The sequence below is a fragment of the Ruegeria sp. AF5 genome (assembly GCF_056541905.1).
On the sequence record NZ_JBQFYZ010000006.1, the window covers coordinates 109414 to 134883 of the forward strand.

The following is a 25470-nucleotide window of genomic DNA, read 5'->3' on the forward strand; positions in this document are numbered from 1 at the left end:
CCCCATCGCGCAAGGCGCGATTCCCCCCGAGGATGTTTTCAGCCAGATGAAGCTTGCGGATCACAACCAGCCGAGTGTCGTGATCAACAAAACTATGGCTGCGCCGGCAACTGCACCGAGAGCGGCTGGCAGGATTTTTGGCAAAAGACCCGAGTTTTCCGGTTCTTCTTTGTGTGTCTGTGCAATCAACGCGTTTTCGACCAATGTCGGCAGGCGCGGACCAAAGCGTGCCAGAACCAAAGCGGTTTTGGCAAAGTCACGAAGCGCGGCGCGCGGGCCGATGGATTGTTTAATGTAATCTTCGACCACGGGGCGGGCGACTTCCCAGATATTGATGTGGTCATCCAGTGACCGGGCAACACCTTCAACCACGACCATCGTGCGCTGTAGGAGGATCAGCTCGGTACGTGTCTCCATGCCAAAACGCTCTGTCACTTCGAACAGATAGCTTAGCAAACGGCCCATCGAAATATGCGAGGCATCCATACCGAAGATCGGTTCGCCAACCGCACGCAGGGCGCGGGCGAATTCATCGACGTCCTGATGTGCAGGAACGTAACCGGCTTCGAAATGCACTTCGGCCACGCGCTTGTAGTCGCGGCGGATGAAACCGAACAGGATCTCGGCATAGACCCGGCGCGTGTATTCGTCGATATGGCCCATGATACCGTAATCATAAGCGATGATGTCACCGTTGGCGGCGACCTTTAGGTTGCCCTGATGCATATCGGCGTGGAAATAGCCGTCGCGCAAGGCGTGAAGAAGGAATAGACGCAGCACACGTTCAGCCAGGTCGCGGCGATCGTGGCCTGCGGCGTCCAGTGCGTCATTTTCACCCAATGCAACACCGTCGGCCCAGCTGAGTGTCATCACGCGCCGTGCCGACAGTGACCACAAGACGGGCGGCAGCCAGAACCCTGTGTCGTCTTTTGTGTTGGCCGCGTATTCCGAGGCGGCAGCGCTTTCCAGACGCAGATCCAGTTCGCCCCGTACAACGCCATCGAAATGTTCAATGACCTCCATCGGACGCAATCGGCGAGCACCGGGCGCAAACAAATCGACTATGCGAGCGGCGAAATAAAACGCGTCCACGTCCTTGCGAAATGCGCGCTCAATCCCTGGGCGCAGAACTTTGACGGCGACATCCTCGCCCGTGCTAACAAGTTTGGCTTTGTGGACCTGAGCAATGGACGCGGCTGCAATGGGTTCACTGAAATCGCAGAATATCTCGGCAACAGGCTGCCCCAGTTCCTTTTCCACTTCGGCCAAAGCCACGGCTTTCGAGAACGGCGGCAGCTTGTCCTGCAAAACACGAAGTTGCACAGCCAGTTCATCGCCTACTACATCCGGGCGCGTCGAAAGCACCTGACCAAACTTGATGTAGGCCGGGCCCAAAGCGGTGAGTGCACGTGTTGCAGGCGGCATTTCCGGGTCGCCCTTGTACCCCAGCCACCAAAACGGTTTGCCTAGAGCGTGGGCAAGAAACCGGATAGCCCTTGGCGCCTCGAACGCGTCGAGGACCACGTTCATGGCACCGGTGCGCTCAAGCGTTGCGCCTGTACGGATCAGGCGGATGATGTTGTGGGGACCACGCATGCGTCAGATCTTCCAGCCGGAATGCAGCGCGGCGATACCCATGCTGAGATTGCGGTATTTGGCGTTTTCGAAGCCAGCAGTTCGGACCATGTTCAGGAAGGTTTCCTGATCGGGGAACTTGCGGATCGACTCCACCAGATACTGATAGCTGTCGTAATCATTCGCGATCAGCTTTCCCATGCGTGGAATGACATTGAAGCTGTAGAGGTCATAGAGCTTCTGCAGCCCGTCATTGGGAAGCTGACTGAACTCCAGTACCATCAGGCGGCCACCGGGTTTCAGCACGCGAAAGGCTTCGTTCAGGGCCTCTTGCGGGCGGGTCACGTTCCGGATGCCGAAAGAAATCGTGTAGACGTCAAAGGTGTTGTCTTCGAATGGCAGGGCCATGGCATCGCCCACCACCCAGTTCAGGCTGTCGGCCATCTGGTCGGCTTCTGCGCGTTGCCGGCCTTCGATCAGCATGGGTTCTGTCAGATCAAGAACCGTGGCATGGCCATAGCCTGCACGTTTCAGAAAGCGAAAGGAAATGTCACCGGTTCCGCCTGCAACATCCAGCAAACGCTGACCGGGGCGTGGTGCCAGCCAGTCCATCATCGCGTCTTTCCAGACCCGGTGGATACCCATCGACATGACGTCGTTCATCACGTCATATTTCGAGGCGACCGAGTTGAACACGCCCTGCACGCGCCCGGCCTTGTCAGCCTCGCGTACGGTTTCGAACCCGAAATGAGTGGTGTTGTCGCTGTTGTCGGACATAAGCCTTGCCGTTTGTCGAATTTCGCTTCTGTTATAGGGCTCTGGAAGCGGGGCACAATGCGGCCCTTTGGAATAGGAGCCCTGTAATGCCAGAATTGCCCGAGGTCGAGACAGTAAGACGGGGTCTTGCTCCCGCGATGGAGGGCATGGTGATAGAACGCGCCGATGTGAACCGCCCCGATCTGCGCTGGCCATTCCCCGAACGCATGGCAGAACGGCTGACCGGGCAGCGGGTGGATCGGTTAAGGCGGCGATCGAAATACATCCTGGCCGATCTCAGCAGTGGCGAGACCTTGTTGATACATCTGGGGATGTCGGGGCGAATGACGGTGTCAGGGGACCCACTGGGTCATTTCCTGCGCGAACATCCTGCCGCTGAGAAACATGACCATGTTGTTATTCACATGGCCAACGGGGCGCGTATCACCTTTAACGACCCACGCCGGTTCGGGGCGATGGACCTACTGCCCACAGCCACGGCCGAAGATCACAAGCTTCTGGCGGTTCTGGGACCAGAGCCCTTGGGTAATGATTTCCATGAGCAACACCTGATTGAAGCATTCAAAGGCAGGAATACCCCTGTCAAATCAGCTCTGCTGGATCAGGGAATCGTTGCCGGATTGGGGAATATCTATGTTTGCGAGGCACTTTATCGCGGCAAGGTGTCGCCACGTCGCAAAGCAGGGCAAATATCTGCGGCACGTGTCGCATCGCTGGTTCCCATCATTCGGAGGGTGTTGCAGGACGCGATCGAAGCAGGCGGATCATCCCTGCGGGATTTCCGCCAAGCTGATGGAGAACTTGGATATTTTCAGCACAGCTTTGATGTCTACGGTCGCGAAGGAAAGCCCTGCCGCACCGAAGGTTGCACTGGTCTGATCCAGAGAATCACCCAGTCCGGTCGCTCATCCTTCTACTGTGCGCAATGCCAAAGATAGCTTGATCCAGAGAATTCGCGTGGTAAGGACTCGTAACTGAACGGAACAACCGGAAGCTTTTTTCTCATGGCTTTTGAGACGATCATCGTCGAAATCGAAGACCACGTCGCCTTAATCAAACTCGACAGACCGGATGCGTTGAATGCGCTGAACTCCCAGTTGCTGGGTGAGTTGTGTACCGCGCTGGAAGAGGCGGACAGCAACGACAAGGTGCGTTGCATCGTCATCACCGGATCGGACAAGGCCTTTGCCGCAGGCGCGGACATCAGGGAAATGTCCGAGATGAGCTTTGTCGATGTCTACACCACCAACCTTTTTGCTGATGCAAACAACCGGGTTTTGGCGATTCGCAAACCGATCATCGCCGCGGTTGCGGGCTATGCTCTGGGTGGGGGATGCGAGTTGGCAATGCTTTGCGATTTCATCATTGCGGCGGACACTGCAAAATTCGGCCAGCCTGAAATCAACCTTGGCGTCATAGCCGGGTTGGGCGGCACCCAGCGTTTGACGCGCTTTGTCGGCAAGTCCAAGGCGATGGACATGAACCTGACTGGTCGGTTTATGGACGCGGACGAAGCCGAGCGCGCTGGTTTGGTCAGCCGGGTCGTACCGGCCAAGAAGCTGATCGAGGAAGCCGTCGGTGCGGCGCAAAAAATAGCCGAGAAATCGGCACTGACGGCAGCGGCGGCAAAAGAAGCGGTCAATCGCAGTTACGAGCTTCCGCTGAGTGAAGGAATGCTGTTTGAGCGTCGCGTCTTCCATTCCATGTTTGCCACCGAGGACCAGAAAGAGGGCATGGCGGCGTTTCTTGAAAAGCGGGCTGCGCAGTTTCGCGACAAGTAAAACGCAAGAGACTAATGAAAGGCGGGCTATGCCCGCCTTTTCTTTACCCGATTTGTGAGCCCCAAGAATCGGCTTGGCAATCCTTGAAATGTTCGGTATTGAGCGCCGCAATACATGCGCGTGCGGCCCGCTTGGCCCGACTCACACTCGTGATTTCTGATCCGGTGCGGATATATCCGTGGCGCGCAACCCTTGATAACCGTACCGAACGAAGGTCAGAGACACATGGCAAATTCGCCCCAGGCAAAGAAACGCGCCCGTCAGAACGAAAAGCGTTTCGCTGTTAACAAAGCGCGTCGTTCGCGCATCCGCACCTATCTGCGTAAAGTCGAAGAAGCGATTGCATCCGGTGACAAAGATGCGGCAACCGCAGCACTGCGCGCCGCCCAGCCTGAGCTGATGCGCGGCGTCACCAAAGGCGTGTTCCACAAGAACACTGCCGCGCGTAAAATGTCGCGCCTGTCGGCCCGGGTCAAAGCTCTGGGCTAAAGCCTGAGGGTTACCTTAGGTCAAGTCAGCAAGGCTGAACTAATGTCAAAGGCGCTGCGCATTGCGGCGCTTTTTTCGTGTTGCCGGAATACCGCGCCTTCACGAAACCGAGAGATTCTTTCGACCAAAGACCCGAGTCAATATCAGAGTTTCGTTGCCGCGCCCCATTTCAAGTTGCTACCACTGATGTCAGCGATTCACTCGCTTGGGGGGACAGGCTGTTTACTCGATCGGACTGACGGGCATCAGATCGATCTGGAAACATTCGTCGACGACTGGCGCAAGCTGGGCTGCCGATCTGCCGCGAAGTCCGGGTTATCCGGGATTCTCGGCCCTGTCTGAAAATTGAGATTGTGACGTGCAGCCCGAGTTTCGGGACGCTCATCTATTTTTGAGCGTCGAAAATCCGGGTGCACCGAACTTTCAGGGGCAATCCCCGCCAAACCGTTAGGTTTGGCGACAGGTTCCCTTTGGGTGTGTGAATGCAAGACCGGGCAACCGGCTTCGTATGATAAGGCCGACAGGCCAATAAGAATGGGATGCGTGAGGCGCTGAATGACACAAGAGAAATGGGGACTACTGCGTAACAAATTGCTGAAGGCTGTCGGTCGGAATAATTACACCACATGGATCGAGCCTCTGGAATTTAAAGAGCTGCAGGATGGTGTGGCGGTTTTTTCCGTGCCAACGAACTTTATGGGGAACTACGTTAGCCAGAATTTTGCGGACCTCATCTTGTACGAGCTGAATACGGCTGGGGAAACCGTTCAGCGTCTGGACTTCCGTGTTGCTGCCAACTCGCCCGCGCGTCCCAAGCCCGCAGCCAAGGTGGTCACCGAAACTCAGCCTGAGCCGGTACCCTTAGCGGCGACGGATAGTGCGCAGAACGCTTTGGAGTCGTTGCAGGCCGCGCCGCTCGATTCACGTTTCACCTTTGACAGTTTTGTGGTGGGTAAACCCAACGAGCTGGCCCATGCTGCCGCGCGCCGTGTGTCCGAAGGCGGCCCGGTAACATTCAACCCGCTTGTTCTGTATGGTGGAGTGGGTCTGGGTAAGACCCACCTGATGCACGCAATTGCCTGGGAGCTGAAAACCAAGCATCCGGAACTGAATGTCCTGTACCTGTCAGCCGAACAGTTCATGTATCGCTTCGTGCAGGCCCTGCGGGAACGCCGGATGATGGATTTCAAACATTTGTTCCGTTCGGTCGATGTGTTGATGGTCGATGACGTGCAGTTCATTGCCGGAAAGGATTCTACTCAGGAAGAGTTTTTCCATACGTTCAATGCGCTGGTGGATCAGAACAAGCAGATCATCATCTCGGCCGACCGCGCCCCGGGCGAAATCAAGGATCTGGAAGATCGTGTAAAGTCCCGCCTTCAATGTGGTTTGGTCGTTGACCTGCATCCGACCGACTATGAATTGCGTCTGGGCATTCTTCAGAACAAGGTCCAGCAATATAGCAGTTCCTATCCCGACCTGACGATTGCAGATGGCGTCCTTGAATTTTTGGCTCATCGTATCTCGACCAATGTCCGCGTGCTGGAAGGTGCTCTGACACGTCTGTTTGCCTTTGCCTCGTTGGTTGGACGCGAGATCGACATGGAGCTGACGCAGGATTGTCTGGCAGATGTCCTGCGCGCATCCGAGCGTAAGATCACGGTTGAAGAGATTCAGCGGAAAGTATCCGAATACTACAACATCCGCATGTCTGATATCATCGGTCCCAAGCGCCTGCGATCCTACGCGCGCCCCCGTCAGGTGGCGATGTATCTGTGCAAGCAGCTGACCAGCCGGTCGCTGCCAGAGATCGGCCGCCGGTTCGGCGGGCGCGACCACACCACGGTCATGCATGGCGTCAAGCGCATTGAAGAGCTGAAACTGACCGATGGTCAGATCGCTGAAGACGTGGAAATGCTGCGCCGTTCTCTCGAAGCCTGAACCGTGCCAGCGGTGCTATGAAACGCTCCGGGCTTCTGCGCCGGGGCGTTTTTTGTGCGTAAGAATCCACGGTTGCACCAGAACTGAGGCGTGTGGGGCACGCCGCACTTGACGGTTGGTGCATTCCAACCCAGAAATCCGTAAAAAATCCTTGTGCCTCGGGGTGGAACCGCTAACGTGCCAGTCCCGCCCATGTCGGTACGCAAGTCAGAGGAATTGAGGGTATGAAGATCAGCATTGAACGCGGCACCCTTCTTAAAGCCGTTTCGCAGGCTCAGTCCGTTGTAGAACGTCGCAATACCATTCCTATACTTGCCAATGTCCTGATCGAGGCCGAAGGCGATCAGGTCCAGTTCCGTGCCACCGATCTGGATATCGAAGTGGTCGATAAGGCACCCGCACAGGTCGAAAAGGCGGGCGCGACGACCGTCGCGGCAACAACCCTGCATGAGATTGTGCGCAAACTGCCGGACGGTGCGCTGGTGACATTGACTGCTGACAGCGCCGCAGGACGGCTGACAGTTGAAGCGGGTCGGTCGAATTTTTCGCTGGCGACACTGCCAAAAGAAGATTTTCCGGTGATGGCGTCCTCGGAATATCAATCGAATTTCAGCGCGTCGGCAGCATTGCTGCGCCGGTTGTTCGACAAGTCCAAATTCGCCATCTCGACCGAAGAGACCCGGTACTATCTGAACGGTGTGTACATGCATGTGGCGGATGGGTCCGAGGGTGGAAAAGTGTTGCGTTGTGTGGCCACCGATGGCCACCGGCTAGCGAGAATTGACGCAGATTTGCCGGATGGCGCGGCGGATATGCCGGGCGTGATCGTGCCTCGCAAAACAGTGGGCGAGTTGCGCAAGCTGTTGGATGACGACGAGATGGATATCGCCGTTTCGGTCAGTGAAACCAAGGTACGCTTTGCCACGCCGGATATCACGCTGACGTCGAAGGTTATTGACGGCACCTTCCCCGACTACACACGTGTTATCCCGCAAGGAAATACCCGCAAGCTTGAAGTGGATGCTGCTGAATTCGCGCAGGCCGTAGATCGCGTGGCGACTGTTTCGTCGGAACGGTCGCGGGCAGTGAAGTTGCAATTGGAAGGCGACAAGCTGATCTTGTCGGTGAATGCTCCTGACAGCGGCGCGGCCGAGGAGGAATTGGCTGTCGCTTACGGGGATGAGCGGTTGGAGATCGGGTTCAACGCCAAATACCTGTTGGAGATTGCGTCTCAGGTGGATCGTGAGAATGCAGTTTTCCTGTTCAACTCGGCTGGTGACCCGACATTGATGCGTGAAGGCAACGACCTGAGTGCTGTATACGTCGTCATGCCGATGCGCGTCTGATCGCGCGGACGCGCGATGCCTCCGGCGGGAGTAATTTTGAAAAGATGAAGGGAGGGGTCATGGGATTGGCCCTGACCGAGCTTACGGTCTCGCATTTTCGATCTCATAAGCTGGCGCGGTTGTCTCTGGACGGACGTCCCGTTGCTATTCACGGGCCAAATGGGGCCGGGAAGACCAATCTTCTTGAAGCGGTGTCGTTGTTTTCACCCGGTCGCGGAATGCGGCGGGCGAGTGCAGCCGAGATGACCCGACGGCCCGAGGCGTTGGGTTGGAAACTGTCTGGGTTGCTGGACGCTCAGGGGCAGCGGTTTGAGATCGAAACTTGGTCCGAGGGCGGTGCAGCGCGACAGGTGCGAATTGATGGCAAGTCGGTGACGCAGATCGATCTGGGGAAACTTGCGCGAGTTGTCTGGCTGACCCCGTCAATGGACCGTCTGTGGATTGAAGGGGCGGAAGGGCGTCGGCGGTTTCTGGACCGTATCGCGCTGAGTTTTGACCCAGCCCACGCTGAAGCATCGCTGATCTATGAAAAAGCGATGCGCGAACGTAACCGTTTGCTGAAAGAGCAGATCAGGGATGCGCATTGGTACGCCGCGCTTGAAGGGCAGTTGGCCGAGACAGGGCACCGCATCCATACCGCGCGGTTGAGGTCGCTGGATCTTCTGCGGGCAGCGCAGGACAGGGCGGAAACGGTCTTTCCTTCGGCCGAGCTGGAGTTGGTGCAAACCGAAGGCGCAATGCCCGAGACGGCGGAAGATTTGCGAGACGCGTTGGGCGAGAGCCGGTTTAGGGATCTGGCAGCAGGCCGGACCCTGGTGGGGCCGCATCGGTCCGACCTGTATGGTGTGTTCGCGGCCAAGGGCGTGCCGGCAAGGGAGTGTTCCACTGGTGAGCAGAAAGCGCTCTTGGTGTCGCTGATCCTGTCCAATGCGCGGGCGCTGGCGGCAATGCTGGGCGCACCTCCGATCGTTCTGCTGGATGAGGTGGCCGCGCATCTGGATGCTGGGCGGCGCGCAGCGCTTTATGACGAGATTTGCGCGCTGGGCGCTCAGGCCTGGATGACGGGTACCGGGCCCGAACTGTTTGCGGAAATGGGCGACCGGGCCCAGACGCTGATCGTTACCGACAGCGATCAGGGCTCGGTCGTGACCGCTTAGGCCGGTTCGCTGATTTTGCGTTCCCACAGAAAGCCGCGCATAACCTCGTCCACCGGGGTTTTGGCCATGTGGTTGACGTAGTTCGACATGGTTTTCTGGGCCAGACCCAGCACGACATCCAGAACCGCGCGGTGTGAATAGCCCGCGTCAAAGAACGCCTGAAGCTGGTCGCCGGTCGGGTTGCCGCGGGTTTCCATCACTTGCAGGGTGAAGGTGCGCAGTGCTTCGAGTTTGGCTGAAGGCAACGGAGTTTCGTTACGCAGGGCGTCCGATATCTCGTCCGAGATCTTCATCATCTTGGCGATCCCGGTGTGGGCGGGCACGCAGTAGTGGCACTCGTTTTCAACATTGATGGTCTGCCAGACGACGGTTTTCTCATCATTGTCGAAATCGGTTTTCAGGAACAGGCCGTGCAAAATCTGGTAGCCTTCCAGATGTTGAGGGCTTTCGGCCATGACCTTATGCAGGCCGGGCAAGCGACCAAAAGCGGCCTGAGACTTTTGCAGCAGCGGTTTGGACGCTTCAGGCGCGGTTTCGAGGTCGTGAGACGGGAAATTGGCCATGTCGGAACTCCTGTTTCTGGCGCGATGGGTCGTATTTAGGGTTTCTTGAGTGATCGCTCAAGTATATATTTGAGTGAACGTTCAAGAATTGGTGATGCTGATGCCCCGCAAACCCGCATACGATCGTGACGTGTTGATCGCGAAGGCGAAGGATATCTTCTGGCGTCAGGGCTGGGCTGGTACATCGCTGAAGGATCTGGAGCGGGAACTGAAGCTGAAGCCCGGCAGTTTTTATGCGGCGTTCGGGTCGAAAGATGCGCTCTATGCGCTGACGCTGGAGAGTTATACGCAAGAAGGTTTGGCGCGCCTAAAGGCCCTGGCTGAGAGACTGGGTCCGAAGGAGGCGCTGAAGGCACAGCCCCGATTGGTGATCGAAGCAGCCGAGACCCCGGCAAAGGCCTGCATGTTGGCAAAGACATATGCCGAGTTGAAGGCGAAGGATCATGACCTTGCGGATCAGGCGGCGCATTACATGGCGGAAATGAAAGACTGTTTCGCTGATCTGTTTCGCAAGGCTCAGGATGCCGGTGAAATCGGGGCGGGACGTGATCCGGATCGTTTGGCGGCCAGGTATCAGTCAGACATTCTGGGGCTGCGCTTGTCCGCTGAACGCACAGACGTTGATGCGGCGCAAATTGCAGCGGATATCGCGTCTGATATCGATCGTTTGTGAGCCCCTCTCGGGGCGGCAAAAAACGATCCGGAAAACCACAAAATATTGGGGGATGGCGTGACAATCCCTACCAGAAAACGTATAAGTTACCAAAATAATATAGGTACTGACTGAATGTCCGAAGACGCACAGGCCCCTCAAGAATACGGCGCAGATTCTATCAAGGTTCTCAAAGGCTTGGAGGCAGTTCGCAAACGCCCCGGCATGTATATCGGGGACACGGATGATGGCTCGGGTCTGCACCATATGGTGTATGAGGTTGTCGACAACGGGATTGACGAGGCTCTGGCGGGTCATGCTGACCATGTGACGGTGAAAATTCACGCCGATTCCAGTGTTTCGGTCAGCGACAATGGGCGTGGTATTCCGGTGGACATCCACCCGGAAGAAGGCGTGTCGGCGGCCGAGGTCATCATGACCCAACTGCATGCCGGCGGAAAATTCGACAGCAACTCGTACAAGGTGTCAGGCGGCCTGCACGGTGTGGGTGTTTCCGTGGTGAACGCGCTTTCGGATTGGTTGGAACTGCGTGTCTGGCGCAATGGCAAAGAGCATGTCGCGCGGTTTGAAGGTGGCGAAACCGCTGAGCACCTGAAGGTTGTCGGTGAATGCGGAGACCGGACAGGAACAGAAGTGCGGTTTCTGGCTTCGACCGATACATTCTCGAACCTCGAATACTCATTCGAGACATTGGAAAAACGCCTGCGCGAACTGGCTTTCCTGAATTCGGGCGTGCGGATCATCCTGATTGACGAGCGTCCGGCGGAGCGGCTGGAAACCGAGTTGTTCTATGAAGGTGGGGTCAAGGAATTCGTCAAGTACCTCGACCGGTCCAAAACCCCCGCCATGTCCGAGCCGATCTATATCAAGGGCGAGCGCGACGATATCGGCGTGGAAATCGCAATGTGGTGGAATGACAGCTATCACGAATCTGTCCTGCCCTTTACCAACAATATACCTCAGCGCGATGGCGGTACCCATGTGGCGGGTTTCCGAGGTGCCCTGACCCGGACGATCAACAACTACGCGCAGTCCAGCGGGATCGCGAAAAAGGAAAAGGTCAGCTTTACCGGTGATGACGCGCGCGAAGGTCTGACCTGTGTGCTGTCAGTCAAAGTGCCTGATCCGAAATTCTCGTCACAGACGAAAGACAAGCTGGTCAGTTCCGAGGTTCGTCCGGCGGTCGAAGGTCTGATGAACGAAAAACTTGCCGAGTGGTTTGAAGAAAACCCGACCGAGGCCAAGGCGATCGTCGGCAAGATCATCGAGGCCGCGCTGGCACGCGAGGCCGCGCGAAAGGCGCGTGAACTGACCCGCCGCAAAACGGCGATGGATGTGAACTATCTGGCGGGCAAGCTGAAGGATTGTTCCGAAAAAGACCCCTCCAAAACCGAAGTCTTCCTTGTTGAGGGGGATTCAGCCGGAGGGTCGGCGCAAACGGGCCGTGACCGGCTGACTCAGGCGGTTCTGCCGCTGCGCGGTAAGATTCTGAACGTGGAACGCGCGCGGTTTGACCGGATGTTGTCCTCGCAAGAGATTGGCAATCTTGTCATGGCGCTGGGCACGGGTATTGGCCGCGATGAGTTCAACATCGAAAAGCTGCGTTACCACAAGATTGTCATCATGACTGACGCGGATGTGGACGGTGCGCACATCCGGACCCTGTTGCTGACGTTCTTCTACCGGCAAATGCCTGAACTGATCGAAGGTGGGTATCTCTATATTGCGCAACCGCCGCTTTATAAGGTTTCGCGCGGTAAATCAGAGGTTTATCTGAAAGATCAGGCGGCACTGGACGATTATCTCGTCAATCAGGGGATCGAGGGCGCCGTGCTGAAACTGGGATCGGGCGAAGAGATCATTGGTCAGGATCTGGCCCGCGTGGTGGACGAAGCGCGCCAGTTGAAACGTGTTCTGGACGCCTTCCCGACGCACTACCCGCGCCACATTCTGGAACAGGCAGCCGTTGCCGGTGCCTTTGTGCCGGGTGCGGTGGACGCCGACCTGCAAGGGGTGGCTGACAAGGTTGCCGCCCGTCTTGATCTGATCGCGTTGGAGTATGAGCGTGGCTGGCAGGGCCGGATAACGCAGGATCACGGAATTCGCCTAGCCCGCATTCTGCGTGGTGTCGAAGAGGTTCGCACCTTGGACGGCCCGATGCTGCGGTCGGGGGAGGCCCGCAAAACAGGCAGCTTCACGCAAAGCCTGCAAGAGGTCTACAACACCTCGGCCACGTTGATGCGCCGTGATCGTAGCCAATTGATCCACGGTCCGCTGGACCTTCTGCGCGCCATTCTGGAAGAAGGGGAAAAGGGCCTGTCCCTGCAGCGCTACAAAGGTCTGGGAGAGATGAACCCCGACCAGCTTTGGGAAACAACTTTGGACCCGCATGCACGCACGCTGCTTCAGGTGCGCGTAGACGATATGGTGGAAGCTGACGATCTGTTCACCAAGCTAATGGGTGATGTTGTCGAACCTCGTCGGGAATTTATCCAGAAAAACGCTTTGAGCGTCGAGAATCTGGATTTCTGACGGTGTGTAGGTGTGCGCATAACACTTCGCACGCCCCATAAGTTTGCGTAGTTTGCCCATAGTTTTGCGCTGTGGGTATATATGTCGCGCTGATGAATGCGACCAATTCGCTGAGCAACTCTTGCGGTTCAGGGAAATTGACGTTTCTCGAAACGAAACGCGCCCTCCACAAACAAGCAACGGCGGGTGCAAGTTTCGCGTAGTTGCTCAGAGAGGCCTGAAATGGCGCAGGAAAAGAACTGTGCAAAGTCTCGACAAGGCCCTTTGATGCCTTCAGGATCGCTATGAATCACTACGATGTAGCTTGTTAGTAGCGGGCGTTTTTTAGTGGTCGAACGCAAGTACTGTACCGGACTCTGACAAACGCTTATGGTCTGAATGGTTCATTTCTCACAGGTGATCAGGTCTTCAATTTAGATGACAAGAAAAATAGATTTCGGCGGAGCGCGCGGTTCAAATACAGGCGATGTTTATCATGAACTGTGGGCGGTACGTGCGGCGTTGCAGCTACTAGACAGCTCAAGTGATTTGGAAGCTATAACAGTAGAAGGTGTACCTGCCGCTGACGGGTCGGGCCATCAATGGGATGGGGTAGACTGCACGCTTTTGTACGGTGGCGAAAGCATACAAGATGCAGATCGCGTTGTACTTCAACAACTCAAGTATTCAGCCAGCGAACCAAGTAAATCATGGACGCCATCTCGAGCATGCCATGGCCCTAGTTCTGTGGACCCCTCTTCATCTCTTATGCGAGGGTTGGGTAAGGCTTTCCGTGAGACCGTTAAGCTTCGAACTGGTGGTAACCTTAGCGACATTTCAATAGAACTAGTTACCAACCAACCCATTTCAGAACTCGTACTTAATTCAATCGAGAAAGCAAAACTCGAGGGTGTCCCTCGTTCGTTCAAGGATCAGTGGCAAGCAGGTGGTGATAGACTACACCGACTCGTGTATGCGAGCGGCCTGTCCCCTAAAGAATTTGAAGAATTCGCCCGCTGCCTAAAGTTCGTTAGTCAGACCAACTCTCGTTTTCTCATGGAAGAGAAAATGCTGATAGAGATTTCGGCATGGACTGAGTCCGAGTTTTCAGAAGTCGCTTTAAGACTGCGAGACTATGTCCGAAACAAAATGATGATGCCGGAAGCCGCTGGAGAGAGCATCAGCAAGGAGTCAGTGCTTCTACAGTTTGGGGTATCAGATACTCGTGCTCTATTTCCCTGCCCTGCAAATGTAACGCCAGTTGAGAATTTTGTATCGCGTCAAGTCTCGCTTGATCTGCGCAATGCTATTGTAGCTGGAGAACAGCGCATCTTATTGCATGGCTCTGGCGGCGTTGGGAAGAGCACCGTTCTACAAGAATTTCAAACACTTCTCCCTGATGATTCAGAAGTAGTTGTATTTGATTGCTACGGCGCAGGATCATACATGGATGCAAGCGCGATGCGCCACAGGCCGCGCGATGCTTTCGTGCAGCTATCCAACGAATTGGCCAGCCGTTTAAACTTGCCGGCCTTCCTTGAACCCAGGCCAGACACTGACTTTTCCCGGGCGTTCCACAAAAGACTTGTATTAGCGGCCGAAACACTCGCCGGAACTAGGCAAGACGCAAAACTCGCAATCGTTATTGATGCGGCTGACAATTCAATCAGCGCTGGAGAAGCCCGAGAGCCTAAAGAACCAAGTTTTGTTGGCGATTTAGTTTCCTTTGAAAATCTTCCGAGCAACGTGACACTTATAGTGAGCGCACGAACCGGGAGGCTCGATGACCTAAACCTACCAAGCTCGTTTAAACCTTTCGAACTACTTCCATTCAATCGACAGGAGACGGAAGAATTTGTCCGCTTCTTTTGGGATGCCCCCGAAACTTGGATAGATGATTTTCACAAGCTCACGAACGGTACACCGAGGGTGCAAAACTACGCGTTTGGAAAAACGGCCAAATTCCCCAATAAGGCCCTCGAACCGCTTCTGCCTAATGGCAAATCTCTGGAAGGTATATTTGAAGAACAGTTCGCGGAAGCAGTCAAGAAATCCGGTAAAGCGGCTAATGTAGAAGATGCCTGCGCAGCATTGGCGGTGCTGCCAAGACCAATTCCGATTAAGGAACTGGCGGGCACTTTGGAGCTAACGACAGCACAAATACGCGATATTTGTACCGATCTAGAACCAGGTGTTCGCTTGCATGGAAATACTATTAGTTTCGCGGATGAAGACTTTGAACACTTCGCATTCGGCAAAGGTCAAAAATCAATTCCGGATACTGTGTCCAAGGTCGCAAAAAGGTTCTTGGAGAACCACCGACACTCTGAATATGCAGCGTTGAATGTCGTCCCACTGCTCTTGAAGTCCGACATGGGAGCTGAGTTGCTAGACTTGGTACAAGCCGAACCAGAACCATTGGCTAGCAATGTGCCAGACCCAGTGTTGAGGATGGAAATAAGGAACCAACGCCTTACTAATGCAATCGGTGTCTGCCGTTCAGCTGGAAATTTGGAAAGAGCAATTCGGTTCATTTTGATCGGCGCAGAAGCACTAGAAACCGATGATGCAACAAGGAAAATTTTACTTGATTTTCCCAACCTCACTTCTCGATTTGCAGGTGCGACTGGAAGCCGATTGATCTTGGGCGATCCTGATCAGGTCGAGGAGCATGGACCTCTACTTCTAAATTTGCTCGCTCGCGAGGCATTAAACGGTAACTTTGGTCAAGTTCGCGAAATTCGCAGAAGGATAGCAGCATGGTTTGATTTGCGCGATGAAGCCTTGCAAAAAGAGGAAGACGAATTCGGACATGTTTCGGGCTGGCGTATCCAACCCAAAGATATGGCCAATGCTCTGGTGGCTCGGGCGTTAGAAGCGGGTGCAGAGTCTGCAATCGAACTGTTTCGGTGTTGGCCTCTCGATTTTGCGGCCAGAGCTGCGCGCGTTGCGATCAGGCGACTTGTGGCGGATCAACGGTTCGAAGTCTTACAAGAGATTGGTAAAGACCTGAGCCCACTTCTAGCCCCATTCGTCTTGGTGCCTCTTCGCCTTGCAGGACAGCCAATAGATCTGAAAAAGCTGGCGCACGGCCTCACTTTATTGTCTCGGCGTTATCCTATTTCAGCGAAATCATTGGACAACTACAGTGGTGAGAGCACATTAAGGAGCGTAATATCAAGCGTACTGCTTGACGGTGCCGAAATCCTTGCCGCCAACAACTCTGACATTGAACTTGTCAAAGCGATTACGAAGCCACTGTGGTTAGCTGAGGCACGTCGGGTAGACAAACTCTACGATCATCAATCTAGTCTGATAGACTCTATAATTCGATCTTACTTTCTTTATGAACTTTGCGTCGGCTCACCCATTGACAGACAGAGCATTCTGGCTGAGGCCCCTCCTGAATTAGACCAACAAGACGGCAAGCAGAAGCGCTCCCGCAGCGATAACGAAAAGGGCTTGAGAGATTTTGTCGGTCATGTAGCTACATTTTATGCTCGACGGGCTGAAGTCCTGTTCCAGAAATCTAGTGTCAACACAGATAGTGGTCGCTTGGCGAAGCTAGAGAAATCATTCTCTCGAGATCATTGGCAGTTTGACCGAAACCACAGCTCGATGCGACTCCGTTCTATTATGGCGAAAAAACTGGTCGTTTTGGTCGCCGCGAATGTTCCGATTGACTTGATATCCAAACTCGGGTTCGAAGTCGCCAAGGGTTTCTTGCCATATGGTGAAGGCAATATCACTTCCTTCTTTAACTCGCTTGCGGCATTCAATTCACAGCACTTTGACCTGCTAAATCGAGTGACGAGCGCAGTAAACAGCTTTGAAAAACAGCGGATGGGGGCTCGAGAAAAGTCCGAAGTGTTGGCTAGCTTCGCGGAATTTCTTGTTCCAATAAGTCCGGAGGACGGGAACATCGTCTTCCAGAAAGCCATCGCCGTTGCCCATGAGCTAGACTCTGAAGCGATGGATCAAATCAGGTTTCTAAATGCACTGATCGTTAACCGAAGCCAAGAATTGGCCACTGATAGACGTGAGCATGCTGCGAAGTTGGCAGAATTTGCGATTGATGCGGGGATACGCTTAGAGAATGTTGAGCACTTTCCTTGGGCGGAGGCCATGGAAGGGATAGCCGCGCTGGATTTTTCCACGGCCTTGGCATGTGTAGCACGATGGGACGACAGCGGGTTTGCAAGCGTTTATCAAACTCTAGAAGCCGTAATTGCGTGCGGCATCAAATTGAAGAACATAGACTCTGCTCAAGCGGCGGCGCTTCTAAAACTGACCGACCGTCCCCGAGACAACGTAATCAAATCAGTTTTGCATGCGTCGTCTCCAATCGAAAAAGAGCTTGTAGAAGAGTTTGCTCACGACATCGTCACAGGCGAGATGGACGCTTCTAGGGATGTCGAAGGCATTTTGCTCTCTCAGAACGGTGGGCGGTGGTCAGAACGCTTGCGAAGATTAACCAGGCAAAAGGCAGTTGTATCAGAGCAGCCAAAGAAACAACGCGAGCAGCCCAAAGCGAAGGAGAAATCAAAATTAATTTTGAATCAGCATAATTGGCAGCAAGAAACACTTTGCCATGTAGAGCTTCTTCACGCTTCCACAGATCAGTTATTGAATACTGCACGGGACAAAGGTGAATACATTTCACTGGCCCACGTTTTATCGCACGCCGCATCGCAGGTTGTGGTCGGAAATCGCGTTAAATTCTTGGATGCGTTGGTGAAAATCATAGTTGAACACGACGAGCAACAAATCGTCGACACGCTATTCAAAACGATAGAGGCGTGGTCGTCACAGCTTTCAGTCGCCGGATGGTGTGAAAGGGCTTTGCCCTCTTTTATTGAATCTGCCTTCCCTTTCCTAATCAGCCGCTATGCTGGAGATGTTAGTAGACTCGAAACAGCGCTCGCTCTTGCCAAACTTGAAAAGCACTCTGCTGAACAAATCATTTTGCGCGGCCTTGAAAAAAATGCTCTGTGGCTAAGTTCTCCACAAATATTTCAGTTGACCCAATTCCTTTCTCGCTCGCTTTCAGACGCGGAATGCGGCACCGTGCTATCGTGGTATTTAGGTCGATTGGTCGAAAAGATTGATGAAGAAGACCGAGAAAACATCGTATCGTCTGAAATCCCGGGCACTCCATCCAAAGCGATTGCACGTTTTCTGGTTACCTACATGAGTGACGTAGACCTACGCCTTAGATGGCGAGCTGCTCACGCGGGGCGGCGCCTCGCAAGACTAAACCACTCACAAGTATTTGCTAACATTTTGGAGCTGTATCCAGATACTGAGGACGACGTATTTCGAGCAGCTAAGAAACCATACTATTGGCTGGCCGTTAGACTATGGATGATGATCATGTTTGATCGCATCAGCGAAGAAGCACCAGCCGCCTTAGATTGCCTTGGCAACCAACTATATCGGATAGCTCTAGACACGTCGTTTCCTCATATTCTCGTTAGAGCTTTTGCAGCGGATGCATGCATGAAATTGCATCAAGCCGATATCCTTAAGTTGACCAAAGACCAGCTGATGGAAATATCAACTGTTAATGCGGGCATCCCGACAACCGGGGCAAAATCTGAGCGGACAGGCTCATATGATTTCTTCAAAGCTGATCGAGAAACCGAAAGGTTCCATTTTGATGCCTTGGATACACTTAGATACTGGTATACTCCGTGGTTAAGAGTGTTTGAGGGCGCGAACACAGAGAACTTCCTCAAGTCGGCCGAGCGGTGGATTGTGGACAAATGGGGCGTGGTTGACCAAAAGCCCTACGGTTTCCGAGAACCGCGAGAAAACAGGTTCAATGGTCGTGAGTACCACCTTAGCGACTCTAGTCACGGTTCCCTTCCGACGTTGGAACGGTATCGAACCCATCTGGAATGGCATGCCAAATGGTGCGCGGCCGGTGAATTCCTTGCTAGCCACCCCCTCAAGAAATCCGAGTATGATGACGGTGATGAGTATAGCGAACTATGCTTCCAGATTTCATACGGCAAACTCACCAAACCGCCCTATTGGTTGGCGGACTTCGTAACATCACATCCTTTAGACGTGCACCATTGGGCTAAAGATTTCACAGATGCCACCGAGTGGGTCGAGAAAATAGAAGACGCTGAATTTCTTCGAGAACTGTTCCCAGCTTCTGAACCTGGTTGGATTGTTGTAGACCAGTACATCGACACTCGATCAGATCGTTGGCAACTAAACACAAAAATCAGTACTGGACTGGTCTCTCCAGATTCAGCGATGTCACTGGTACGTGCGTTGCAAACCTGCCCAAATGATTTTGATTTCTACGTTTGCCCTGAAGGGCATGATCTTGAAATTGATGAACATGGCTTCAAACTTGAAGGCTGGATCCAGCTACACGAAGGTGATTCTAGATTTGACGATAAAGACCCATTGCAATTGGGAGCCGGCCGACCAAGCCACTTTCCAGGCTCAAGCGCTCAAAAACTCTTCAGCCTGCAAGAAGTACTAGAAGATGGCGTTAAATGGATCGATCCCTCTTCTAGGGAGCCAATTTTTCGTTTGGAGTTGTGGGGCGACAAAGACGCGGGTGAGAGAAACCGCTACTTGGGAGATCGTGTAGTAAGCTCAGGGCATCGGTTGATGGTGGCTAAGAGTGCCTTGACCAGACTACTAACAGAAGAACATTCAGACCTCATAGTAGATATAGGAATAACGAAAAGTGACAACAGCCAAGGAAGACAAAACGTTTTTGAGGAAGCAGAGAGGGCGGCAACGTACAACAGATTACTTCTCCTCCAGCGATCTGGAGAAACTAGAGGAGCCGAACAGGACTTTGGCCCTTGGAGAGAAGATTGTCCGTGAGTTAGAATTGACTGACGGGGTCGATACCCTAGGAAAATGGATGGCGCATCACCTAGCTTCAGTCGTTAATGCTGCCAACGATTCAGACGATCCACAATCTCCAAAAAGCCGAGAAGCGGTCGAGTTAATACTAAAGTTGTGGGAGCATAAGAACTCATTACCCGGTACTGCCGATCCTATGAAATCTCTGAAACGAGCAATGGGGGTTCTAGAGCGCATCGGACCAGATTCATCACCGTTTTATCGCCACAGTCAAATTGAACGTGAACGCGCATTGGCCAATCTATTCGATGGCCTGCGCCAGTTGGTAGCTCACGGCGTGTTGCTACTCGCAGATCAGAAAGAGATCCCAGAGTATACGACTGAAACCTTCGAGTATCTGTCCGAAGAGGAGCGGCAGTTCATCATTGGTATGAGTGGCTGGATGCACTTCTTGGAGCAAAGAAAACCAACTGTGCCCGCACTTAGAGTCGTATACGCTGAGGAGGAAGAGGCGAGGGCGGCTGAGGCAGCAAAACTGGAGAGCCTAGAACCTGATGAACGTTCTCGGGTTTTGTTTTCGCAAGCAGTGGACGAGATAATTGAAAACCTGCAAAATTTTAAAGCCCGCATCAATGATCCAGTCAAACCGAAGGCATGAAGGGCATGAGCGCCCAATTCTAGGACACGCTCCAAAAACTAGAGATCTCAGAACGAGTAGTGTGAATAGCGCAAATTTGATGCCAACGGTTAGTTTGGGTTTTTAATTGCCAAGCAGGATCAGAGCATCGAGAAAGTCTGCAATCTATGCCACGCGGCGGTGCCGCTGGGCGTTAACGTTTCAAGGCCCGCTTTGGGCTGTATAGCTGAATCGACTATCCTTTGTTCGTTTCCTAGTCCTGAAGCACCAAATCTTCAAAACACTTGGCTCCGGCTTCGGGAAGGGTTGCGAAGCGGATTCCATCCAGACCAATTTCATCTCTGAGCTTTGCTAGCTGCCTAAGGTCGTAACCGGAGTCTTGAGGGACAACCAATAAAGCCTGAGGTACAAGCCTTCTAAGGAGCCACAAATAGCCAAGTGTATTTATTGTGAACTGTCTTTCCACTCTTGTCCGGTGGGCATTTATCTCAATTGCGACTTTAGGCTTCCCGTCAACTTCGATGACGTAGTCGGGATACAATGAACCCAGGCTTCTTCCGTCTTTGAGGACTGCGTTCTTGGACCCGAACAACTTGGGACCATATTGTCCGAGGAAGGAAAAAACAGTTTGGTCAAAAATCTGTGCCCTTTGAGGAGAGGATAGTTTCGAAAGATCTTCTTGTGAATGTCGTTCAGCGCGCTCTTGTCTGAGACGGTCAAATTCAGCCTTCAATTGGACTTGCCGCATCTGACCTCCAAAGACTAATGGTGCAAGTCGTTCAGCTGTAGCTCTGTCCAATTCTTCTATTTTCATCAAAAACATGACCAGCGTCATGCCAAGCCAAGCTGGTCTTTCTCTTTGTACTTCAGGAAATCTCTTATTTAGCCACTTATAGGCTTCGAGCGGATTCCTCAGAGTGTGAGAGCGCTTCCCCCTAAGCTCTGCAACCTTGTTTAGAACTTCCGCAGGTGTGCGAAGGCCATATTTTATTGGGTTTTCAACCGCTTCATTAAGGGCTTCGCCAAAATCGATCCAATTTTCTTTGTTTGCCACGTCTTCGAGGCCGTTGCTATTTAGCATCGGTTTTCCATTGCTATTGTGCGTTGCCAATAATTTATTGCAGTTGGCGACGCTGATATTGTAGGTTCTTCCCTATGAGAATTGACACTAGAGCAGAAACTCCTGCGCGCCAAGTTTGGCAAAGAGGGCAAAATAAGAAGTCTCACTTTTTGTCGGCAAGGAAAGCGCAGGGAGTAATTCGGACCGAAAGCGGACTGGAGGCAAGTTTTGCTTTTGGTTGTGATCTGGACCCGAAAGTTAAGGCTATTAGGCCACAACCATGCACTTTTGATCTGAAGTCAGGGCGTGTTTATCCAACAAAAGCCGAGCTCATCGCCAAGTTCAAGGGAACAGGGTACAAGCCGAAACCGTACACCCCTGATTTTGAGGTCAGTTGTTTTGATGGTCGGAGGCTCTTCGTGGAAGTGCGACACTCTAGATTGTTGAAGCACAATGAGAGCACGTTGCTGCTGCCAAATACCTTTAGAAGCCTCGGTTTAGAGCTGCTGATCCTCACCGATCAATTTCTCACCAGAGATTTGGTGCACAATATCCGATCTCTGCACCCCTACATTCAGAGATCTCCGACTAACGAGTTCCTTCGCAACCTGTCTTCAATTGAAGACGAAACATTCCGCCTAGAATATCTCCTAAAAGAACTGGGATGTAGCCAGATCGACTTACTAAGTTCAATCGTATTGGGCCACATCTCAGTTGATCTTAGAGCAGGCATGCTCCGACCCAAATCTGTCGGACGGCTAGCCCACGGCCAAAAATCTCATCTGGAGATCTTTCCACTATGACGCAGCAAGGCCCTAACTATGTCGGATGGAATGCTCTCATCGGGAAAGAAGCTTTCGTCGTCAAGGAGGTTGATCATCACCGAGATCACGTTTTGCTTCAGGATGAAGAAGGGACATACAAAGCAATTACCAATGATGAGTTTAGGGCGCTCTATTCTCTCGGTGTGGTAAACAGCCCGCATGTTCTAGGTAAGACTTCCAAAAGATTGGGCACACCAGAGGAGAGCACCGAAACGTACTTTCGAGAACTGATCCTTGTCAGAGTAACTGAACTACAAAGACAAGGTTACTCGTGGGCTAAGATTAGAAACAAATTGGCAGGTGAGTTCGCCTCGCATCCGCTTCACGTAAATCGGAAGAAACCATTTCCGACAGTAAGGACCATTCAGCATTGGCGCTCCCAGTACCTTACTTCAGGAAAAGCAGGTCTACGATCCAAAACAGGTAATTCCGGCAATCGTACTCAAAGGTATAACTCGGAGTTCCGCGAGATCGTTTTGGGTCTGTTGGAAGAACATTTTCTTAACAATGACCTAAAATCTATCACCTGGATTGCGCGGCAAGCCGAGCGGCTGTACCGAAGGCAATGCAAATCCGAAGGCAAAGTGCCAGGCCCATGCGGAAGAAAGAGCGTTGAATCAATTGTTTATGGCCTGCCGCATGCCGGGCTCCTAAAACAGCGCTTAGGTGACGCAGAGGCAAATAGACGCTATCTGATGGCGCTGGAGTACCAAAGAGTGTCAACCCCGCTCGAAAGAGTGGAATTGGATTGCACCATGCTCGATCTTTGGTGCGTCGATGATGACGGAAAGCCAATTGGTCGCCCCTACATTTGCGTAGCAATTGATTGCGCGACTGGTGTTATTCTTGGGATGCAGCTTAGCTGGAGCCGTCCCGACACCGCGTTGGTTTCTCGAACAGTAAGGGAAATCCTAGAGCCCAAAACAGCTGATTTTTTCTTGATGCACGATGTCGAGAACAATTTTCAAACTTTTGGGACGCCTCAGCTTTTGATTACAGACCAGGGCAGTGAAAACAGCGGTGACGTTTTCCACACGATCATCGATTGTTCGAGCCTGGAATGGCGCAAGATGATCCCAGGTCGACCGGACAAAAAACCGTTCATCGAACGTTTCTTCTTGGAGTTGAGCCGGTTTGTCACTCAATTTCCTGGTGCTTCGCAAACGTCTCTCATCGGCCCGAGAGATCGGACGGACAAGGCCCAAAAAGAGGCCTGCCTAACCTTGCAAGAGATTGAAACGCGACTGCAAAGATGGCGCTACGATGTGTACCTGCGCACGCCTAGGCGACGCGTACAACACGTGCTCCGCACACAGGAATGTCCGATGCAATCTTGGAACAGGACTTCCAAAGAGTGTTTTGTACCAATGCCCCCGGACCCCTACGAACTCAGAGAAATGTTCATGGTTCAGGCGGCAACGAGAACTGTGCAACGGTACGGTATCTCCTACGGCGGAGTGACATACCATAGCTCGGAACTCGCCAACTATTTGAAAATGGTCGGTGTGCCTGCGTCGGTCGAAATCCGCGTTGACCCGAATGACATTCGAGAAATTGCAGTTCTGGACCGCATGACCAACGAACATTTCTTCGTACCTGCAAAGTATGAAGATTGCCCGGCTCTGTCCTTTGATGAGTTGGCTAGACTACGAAAGCAAACCTTCACGGCGGAAGACGAAGAGCTTCAAGAAAAGGCGCTGATCTCTGCGATGGCTCTACACCTTTATGAAGAAGTGCCAAAGGCAAAGACAAAGACCGCAAAGTCTCGCGAGAAGGCCGCCAAAGAGGAGCGAAGACAGGAAATCTTCGCCCAATCCAAGAGAGTCATGGATAAGCACGGGCATTCAGAGCCGCCGTACAGGACGGAAAAACCCGAGTTTGATCTGCCCAGCAAAATGCCAAGTTTTGTCTCCAAAGGAGGGTGTCCGCAATGACAGAGCGAGTGTTTGAAGTCCTCGACCGGACAATTGCACATCCAAGCTATGTGGTTGCCAAAGACCAATTGGTTGAAGCTGTCTCCATGTCTCGCAAGTTGAACGGCGCCGCAATTTTCTTGTCCGGGCCTACACGTTGCGGAAAGACGCAACTCTTGAATGACGTTCAAGTTGAACTCGGCAAGTTACCAGATCTCAGCACTGACCTGCTTGAGTATTCTGGCTTGGGCGGAGCGTGTGATTTTGTCATCGGTAGTATTCCGACCAAACCAAACAGTAAGACACTTCTTACAGCGATGCTGGAAGCCGTCGGGGTTAAAGCGGGACCAAACCAAAGCGCGCATGATCTACAGGCCCGTTTGTGCTTCGCAGTGCGTGAAAAGGGTATTCGCACAATCGCGCTGGACGAATGTAGCCACTGCGCCGAACGGGGTGCTCATCTGTCAAAACGTGGAGCAACCGACCATTTCAAATGGCTAATCGATCAAACAGGGGTCACGTTGATCCTCGCCGGCTTACCTAAGTTTCAGGGGCTCATTGATGAAAACGAGCAATTGAGGGACAGAACATTGTCGACCATCGAGCTGTTTCCGTATGCTTGGTCGAATGGCGCCGATGCTACAAGCTTTGCCGCAGCGTTCTCTGAAGCTCTATGCAACATGCAAGCCGCTGGTGGCCAGTTTGACTTTGATTTTGAGGAGCTTGTGGTCAGATTGTACGGCGTAACTGGAGGTCGCGTTGGAATGCTTGTGCGCATCCTCCAAGTCGCCGCACTCAAGATGAAGTCGAAGACGCTGACATCCAAAGTTATCTCAGACAGCGCAATTCAGTTAACGCAAAAGAGCCTAAACGCTGGTTACTTTTTTGGGGATGAAACACCGCAGAAAATCGACCTTGTTCGATCCTACATTCAAGTCATGCAGGACGCTGGCTTGGATGTGACCCCAGAGTCACTCATTGACCTTGAGGCGTTAGAGGCCGCATGACATCGAAACGCTCTGACTTCCTGCGACCAGAAATTTCGGAAAGCCTGTTGGGCTATATTAGGCGTTTAGGGCGAGCAAAAGCACACTACTTTACGTCGGACTTCTTGGCAGAACTTGGTAATCGATACGGGCGTCGATTGGTTGATGATATCGCAGCCATTGAAGAGGAGTTGGGGGTTCCACCCGGGACACTTCAACGTCTCGCACCTAGCTCTCCACCGAAAGATCCTAGCCGAGACTGGCAATACGAACGTCTTCACTCTGACCCAGTTTGCCCCCAATGCCTTGCGGAAAAGAAACCATATCGAGCGCATTGGCGTCACTCCCTGGTAACTGCATGTCATGAACATCGATTGAGGCTGGTTGATGTTTGTCCAAA

General features: G+C 53.0%; 17 protein-coding genes and 1 pseudogene. 14 read left to right on the forward strand and 4 right to left on the reverse strand.

Going from position 1 to position 25470, the window contains the following annotated elements; genetic code table 11:
- Positions 1–60: 60 nt before the first annotated feature.
- Both ubiB and ubiE read right to left on the reverse strand, forming a co-directional pair.
- Positions 61–1596 (reverse strand): 2-polyprenylphenol 6-hydroxylase, encoded by a 1536-nt coding sequence (ubiB, locus tag ACR0DS_RS11125; RefSeq protein ID WP_480559410.1) that lies wholly within the window; start codon positions 1594–1596, stop codon positions 61–63.
- Between the two features lie 3 nt (positions 1597–1599).
- Complete coding sequence (gene ubiE, locus ACR0DS_RS11130) at positions 1600–2352, reverse strand: bifunctional demethylmenaquinone methyltransferase/2-methoxy-6-polyprenyl-1,4-benzoquinol methylase UbiE (protein WP_480559408.1); 753 nt, start codon at positions 2350–2352, stop codon at positions 1600–1602.
- 86 nt (positions 2353–2438) lie between these two features.
- Between ubiE and mutM the strand changes: the two genes are divergently transcribed.
- The 6 genes from mutM (at position 2439) to recF (ending at position 9066) form a co-directional block, all read left to right on the forward strand.
- Positions 2439–3290, forward strand: coding sequence for a bifunctional DNA-formamidopyrimidine glycosylase/DNA-(apurinic or apyrimidinic site) lyase (mutM, locus tag ACR0DS_RS11135; protein WP_480559406.1), 852 nt, complete (start codon positions 2439–2441; stop codon positions 3288–3290).
- A 66-nt stretch (positions 3291–3356) separates the two neighbouring features.
- On the forward strand, positions 3357–4133 hold the full coding sequence (locus tag ACR0DS_RS11140; protein ID WP_267363125.1) for an enoyl-CoA hydratase: 777 nt from the start codon (positions 3357–3359) through the stop codon (positions 4131–4133).
- Between the two features lie 225 nt (positions 4134–4358).
- A complete protein-coding gene (gene rpsT, locus ACR0DS_RS11145; RefSeq protein WP_039541017.1) occupies positions 4359–4622 on the forward strand; it encodes a 30S ribosomal protein S20 in 264 nt (87 codons plus the stop codon).
- A 555-nt stretch (positions 4623–5177) separates the two neighbouring features.
- A complete protein-coding gene (gene dnaA, locus ACR0DS_RS11150) occupies positions 5178–6563 on the forward strand; it encodes a chromosomal replication initiator protein DnaA (RefSeq protein ID WP_480488104.1) in 1386 nt (461 codons plus the stop codon).
- Positions 6564–6787: 224 nt separating this feature from the next.
- The gene (dnaN, locus tag ACR0DS_RS11155; RefSeq protein ID WP_480483945.1) at positions 6788–7909 is read left to right on the forward strand and encodes a DNA polymerase III subunit beta; all 1122 of its coding nucleotides are present in this window, start codon (positions 6788–6790) and stop codon (positions 7907–7909) included.
- Between the two features lie 59 nt (positions 7910–7968).
- Positions 7969–9066 (forward strand): DNA replication/repair protein RecF, encoded by a 1098-nt coding sequence (gene recF / locus ACR0DS_RS11160; protein ID WP_480559510.1) that lies wholly within the window; start codon positions 7969–7971, stop codon positions 9064–9066.
- Here recF and ACR0DS_RS11165 read toward each other — a convergent pair.
- Positions 9063–9629, reverse strand: a complete 567-nt coding sequence (locus ACR0DS_RS11165) for a carboxymuconolactone decarboxylase family protein (protein WP_480559404.1) — start codon at positions 9627–9629, stop codon at positions 9063–9065. The genes recF and ACR0DS_RS11165 overlap by 4 nt on opposite strands.
- A gap of 100 nt (positions 9630–9729) precedes the next feature.
- On the opposite strand from ACR0DS_RS11165, the gene ACR0DS_RS11170 reads away from it, so the two are divergent.
- The 4 genes from ACR0DS_RS11170 to ACR0DS_RS11185 all read left to right on the forward strand — a co-directional run bounded on the left by ACR0DS_RS11170 (position 9730) and on the right by ACR0DS_RS11185 (position 20308).
- The gene (locus ACR0DS_RS11170; protein WP_480488096.1) at positions 9730–10302 is read left to right on the forward strand and encodes a TetR/AcrR family transcriptional regulator; all 573 of its coding nucleotides are present in this window, start codon (positions 9730–9732) and stop codon (positions 10300–10302) included.
- Positions 10303–10416: 114 nt separating this feature from the next.
- Positions 10417–12834 carry a DNA topoisomerase (ATP-hydrolyzing) subunit B gene (gyrB, locus tag ACR0DS_RS11175; RefSeq protein WP_480559402.1) on the forward strand — a complete coding sequence of 806 codons (2418 nt, stop codon included), beginning with the start codon at positions 10417–10419 and terminating at the stop codon, positions 12832–12834.
- Positions 12835–13251: 417 nt separating this feature from the next.
- The gene (locus tag ACR0DS_RS11180; RefSeq protein WP_480559400.1) at positions 13252–19668 is read left to right on the forward strand and encodes an NACHT domain-containing protein; all 6417 of its coding nucleotides are present in this window, start codon (positions 13252–13254) and stop codon (positions 19666–19668) included.
- On the forward strand, positions 19640–20308 hold the full coding sequence (locus ACR0DS_RS11185; protein WP_480559398.1) for a hypothetical protein: 669 nt from the start codon (positions 19640–19642) through the stop codon (positions 20306–20308). The genes ACR0DS_RS11180 and ACR0DS_RS11185 overlap by 29 nt, the downstream gene beginning before the upstream one ends.
- 232 nt (positions 20309–20540) lie before the next feature.
- Here the strand turns inward: ACR0DS_RS11185 and ACR0DS_RS11190 are convergent, their stop codons facing one another.
- Positions 20541–21368 (reverse strand): hypothetical protein, encoded by an 828-nt coding sequence (locus tag ACR0DS_RS11190; protein ID WP_480559396.1) that lies wholly within the window; start codon positions 21366–21368, stop codon positions 20541–20543.
- 74 nt (positions 21369–21442) lie between these two features.
- Here ACR0DS_RS11190 and ACR0DS_RS11195 point away from each other — a divergent pair, with 74 nt between their 5' ends.
- From ACR0DS_RS11195 to ACR0DS_RS11210, 4 genes and pseudogenes are all read left to right on the forward strand, one after another.
- Positions 21443–22150 carry a hypothetical protein gene (locus ACR0DS_RS11195; protein WP_480559394.1) on the forward strand — a complete coding sequence of 236 codons (708 nt, stop codon included), beginning with the start codon at positions 21443–21445 and terminating at the stop codon, positions 22148–22150.
- Positions 22147–24105, forward strand: coding sequence for a transposase (locus ACR0DS_RS11200; RefSeq protein ID WP_480559392.1), 1959 nt, complete (start codon positions 22147–22149; stop codon positions 24103–24105). Before ACR0DS_RS11195 ends, ACR0DS_RS11200 begins: the two co-directional genes overlap by 4 nt.
- Complete coding sequence (locus ACR0DS_RS11205) at positions 24102–25091, forward strand: TniB family NTP-binding protein (RefSeq protein ID WP_480559390.1); 990 nt, start codon at positions 24102–24104, stop codon at positions 25089–25091. Before ACR0DS_RS11200 ends, ACR0DS_RS11205 begins: the two co-directional genes overlap by 4 nt.
- Positions 25088–25441: pseudogene (locus tag ACR0DS_RS11210) on the forward strand (TniQ family protein); the annotation flags it as partial. The gene ACR0DS_RS11205 and the pseudogene ACR0DS_RS11210, both read left to right, overlap by 4 nt.
- Between the last annotated feature and the right edge of the window lie 29 nt (positions 25442–25470).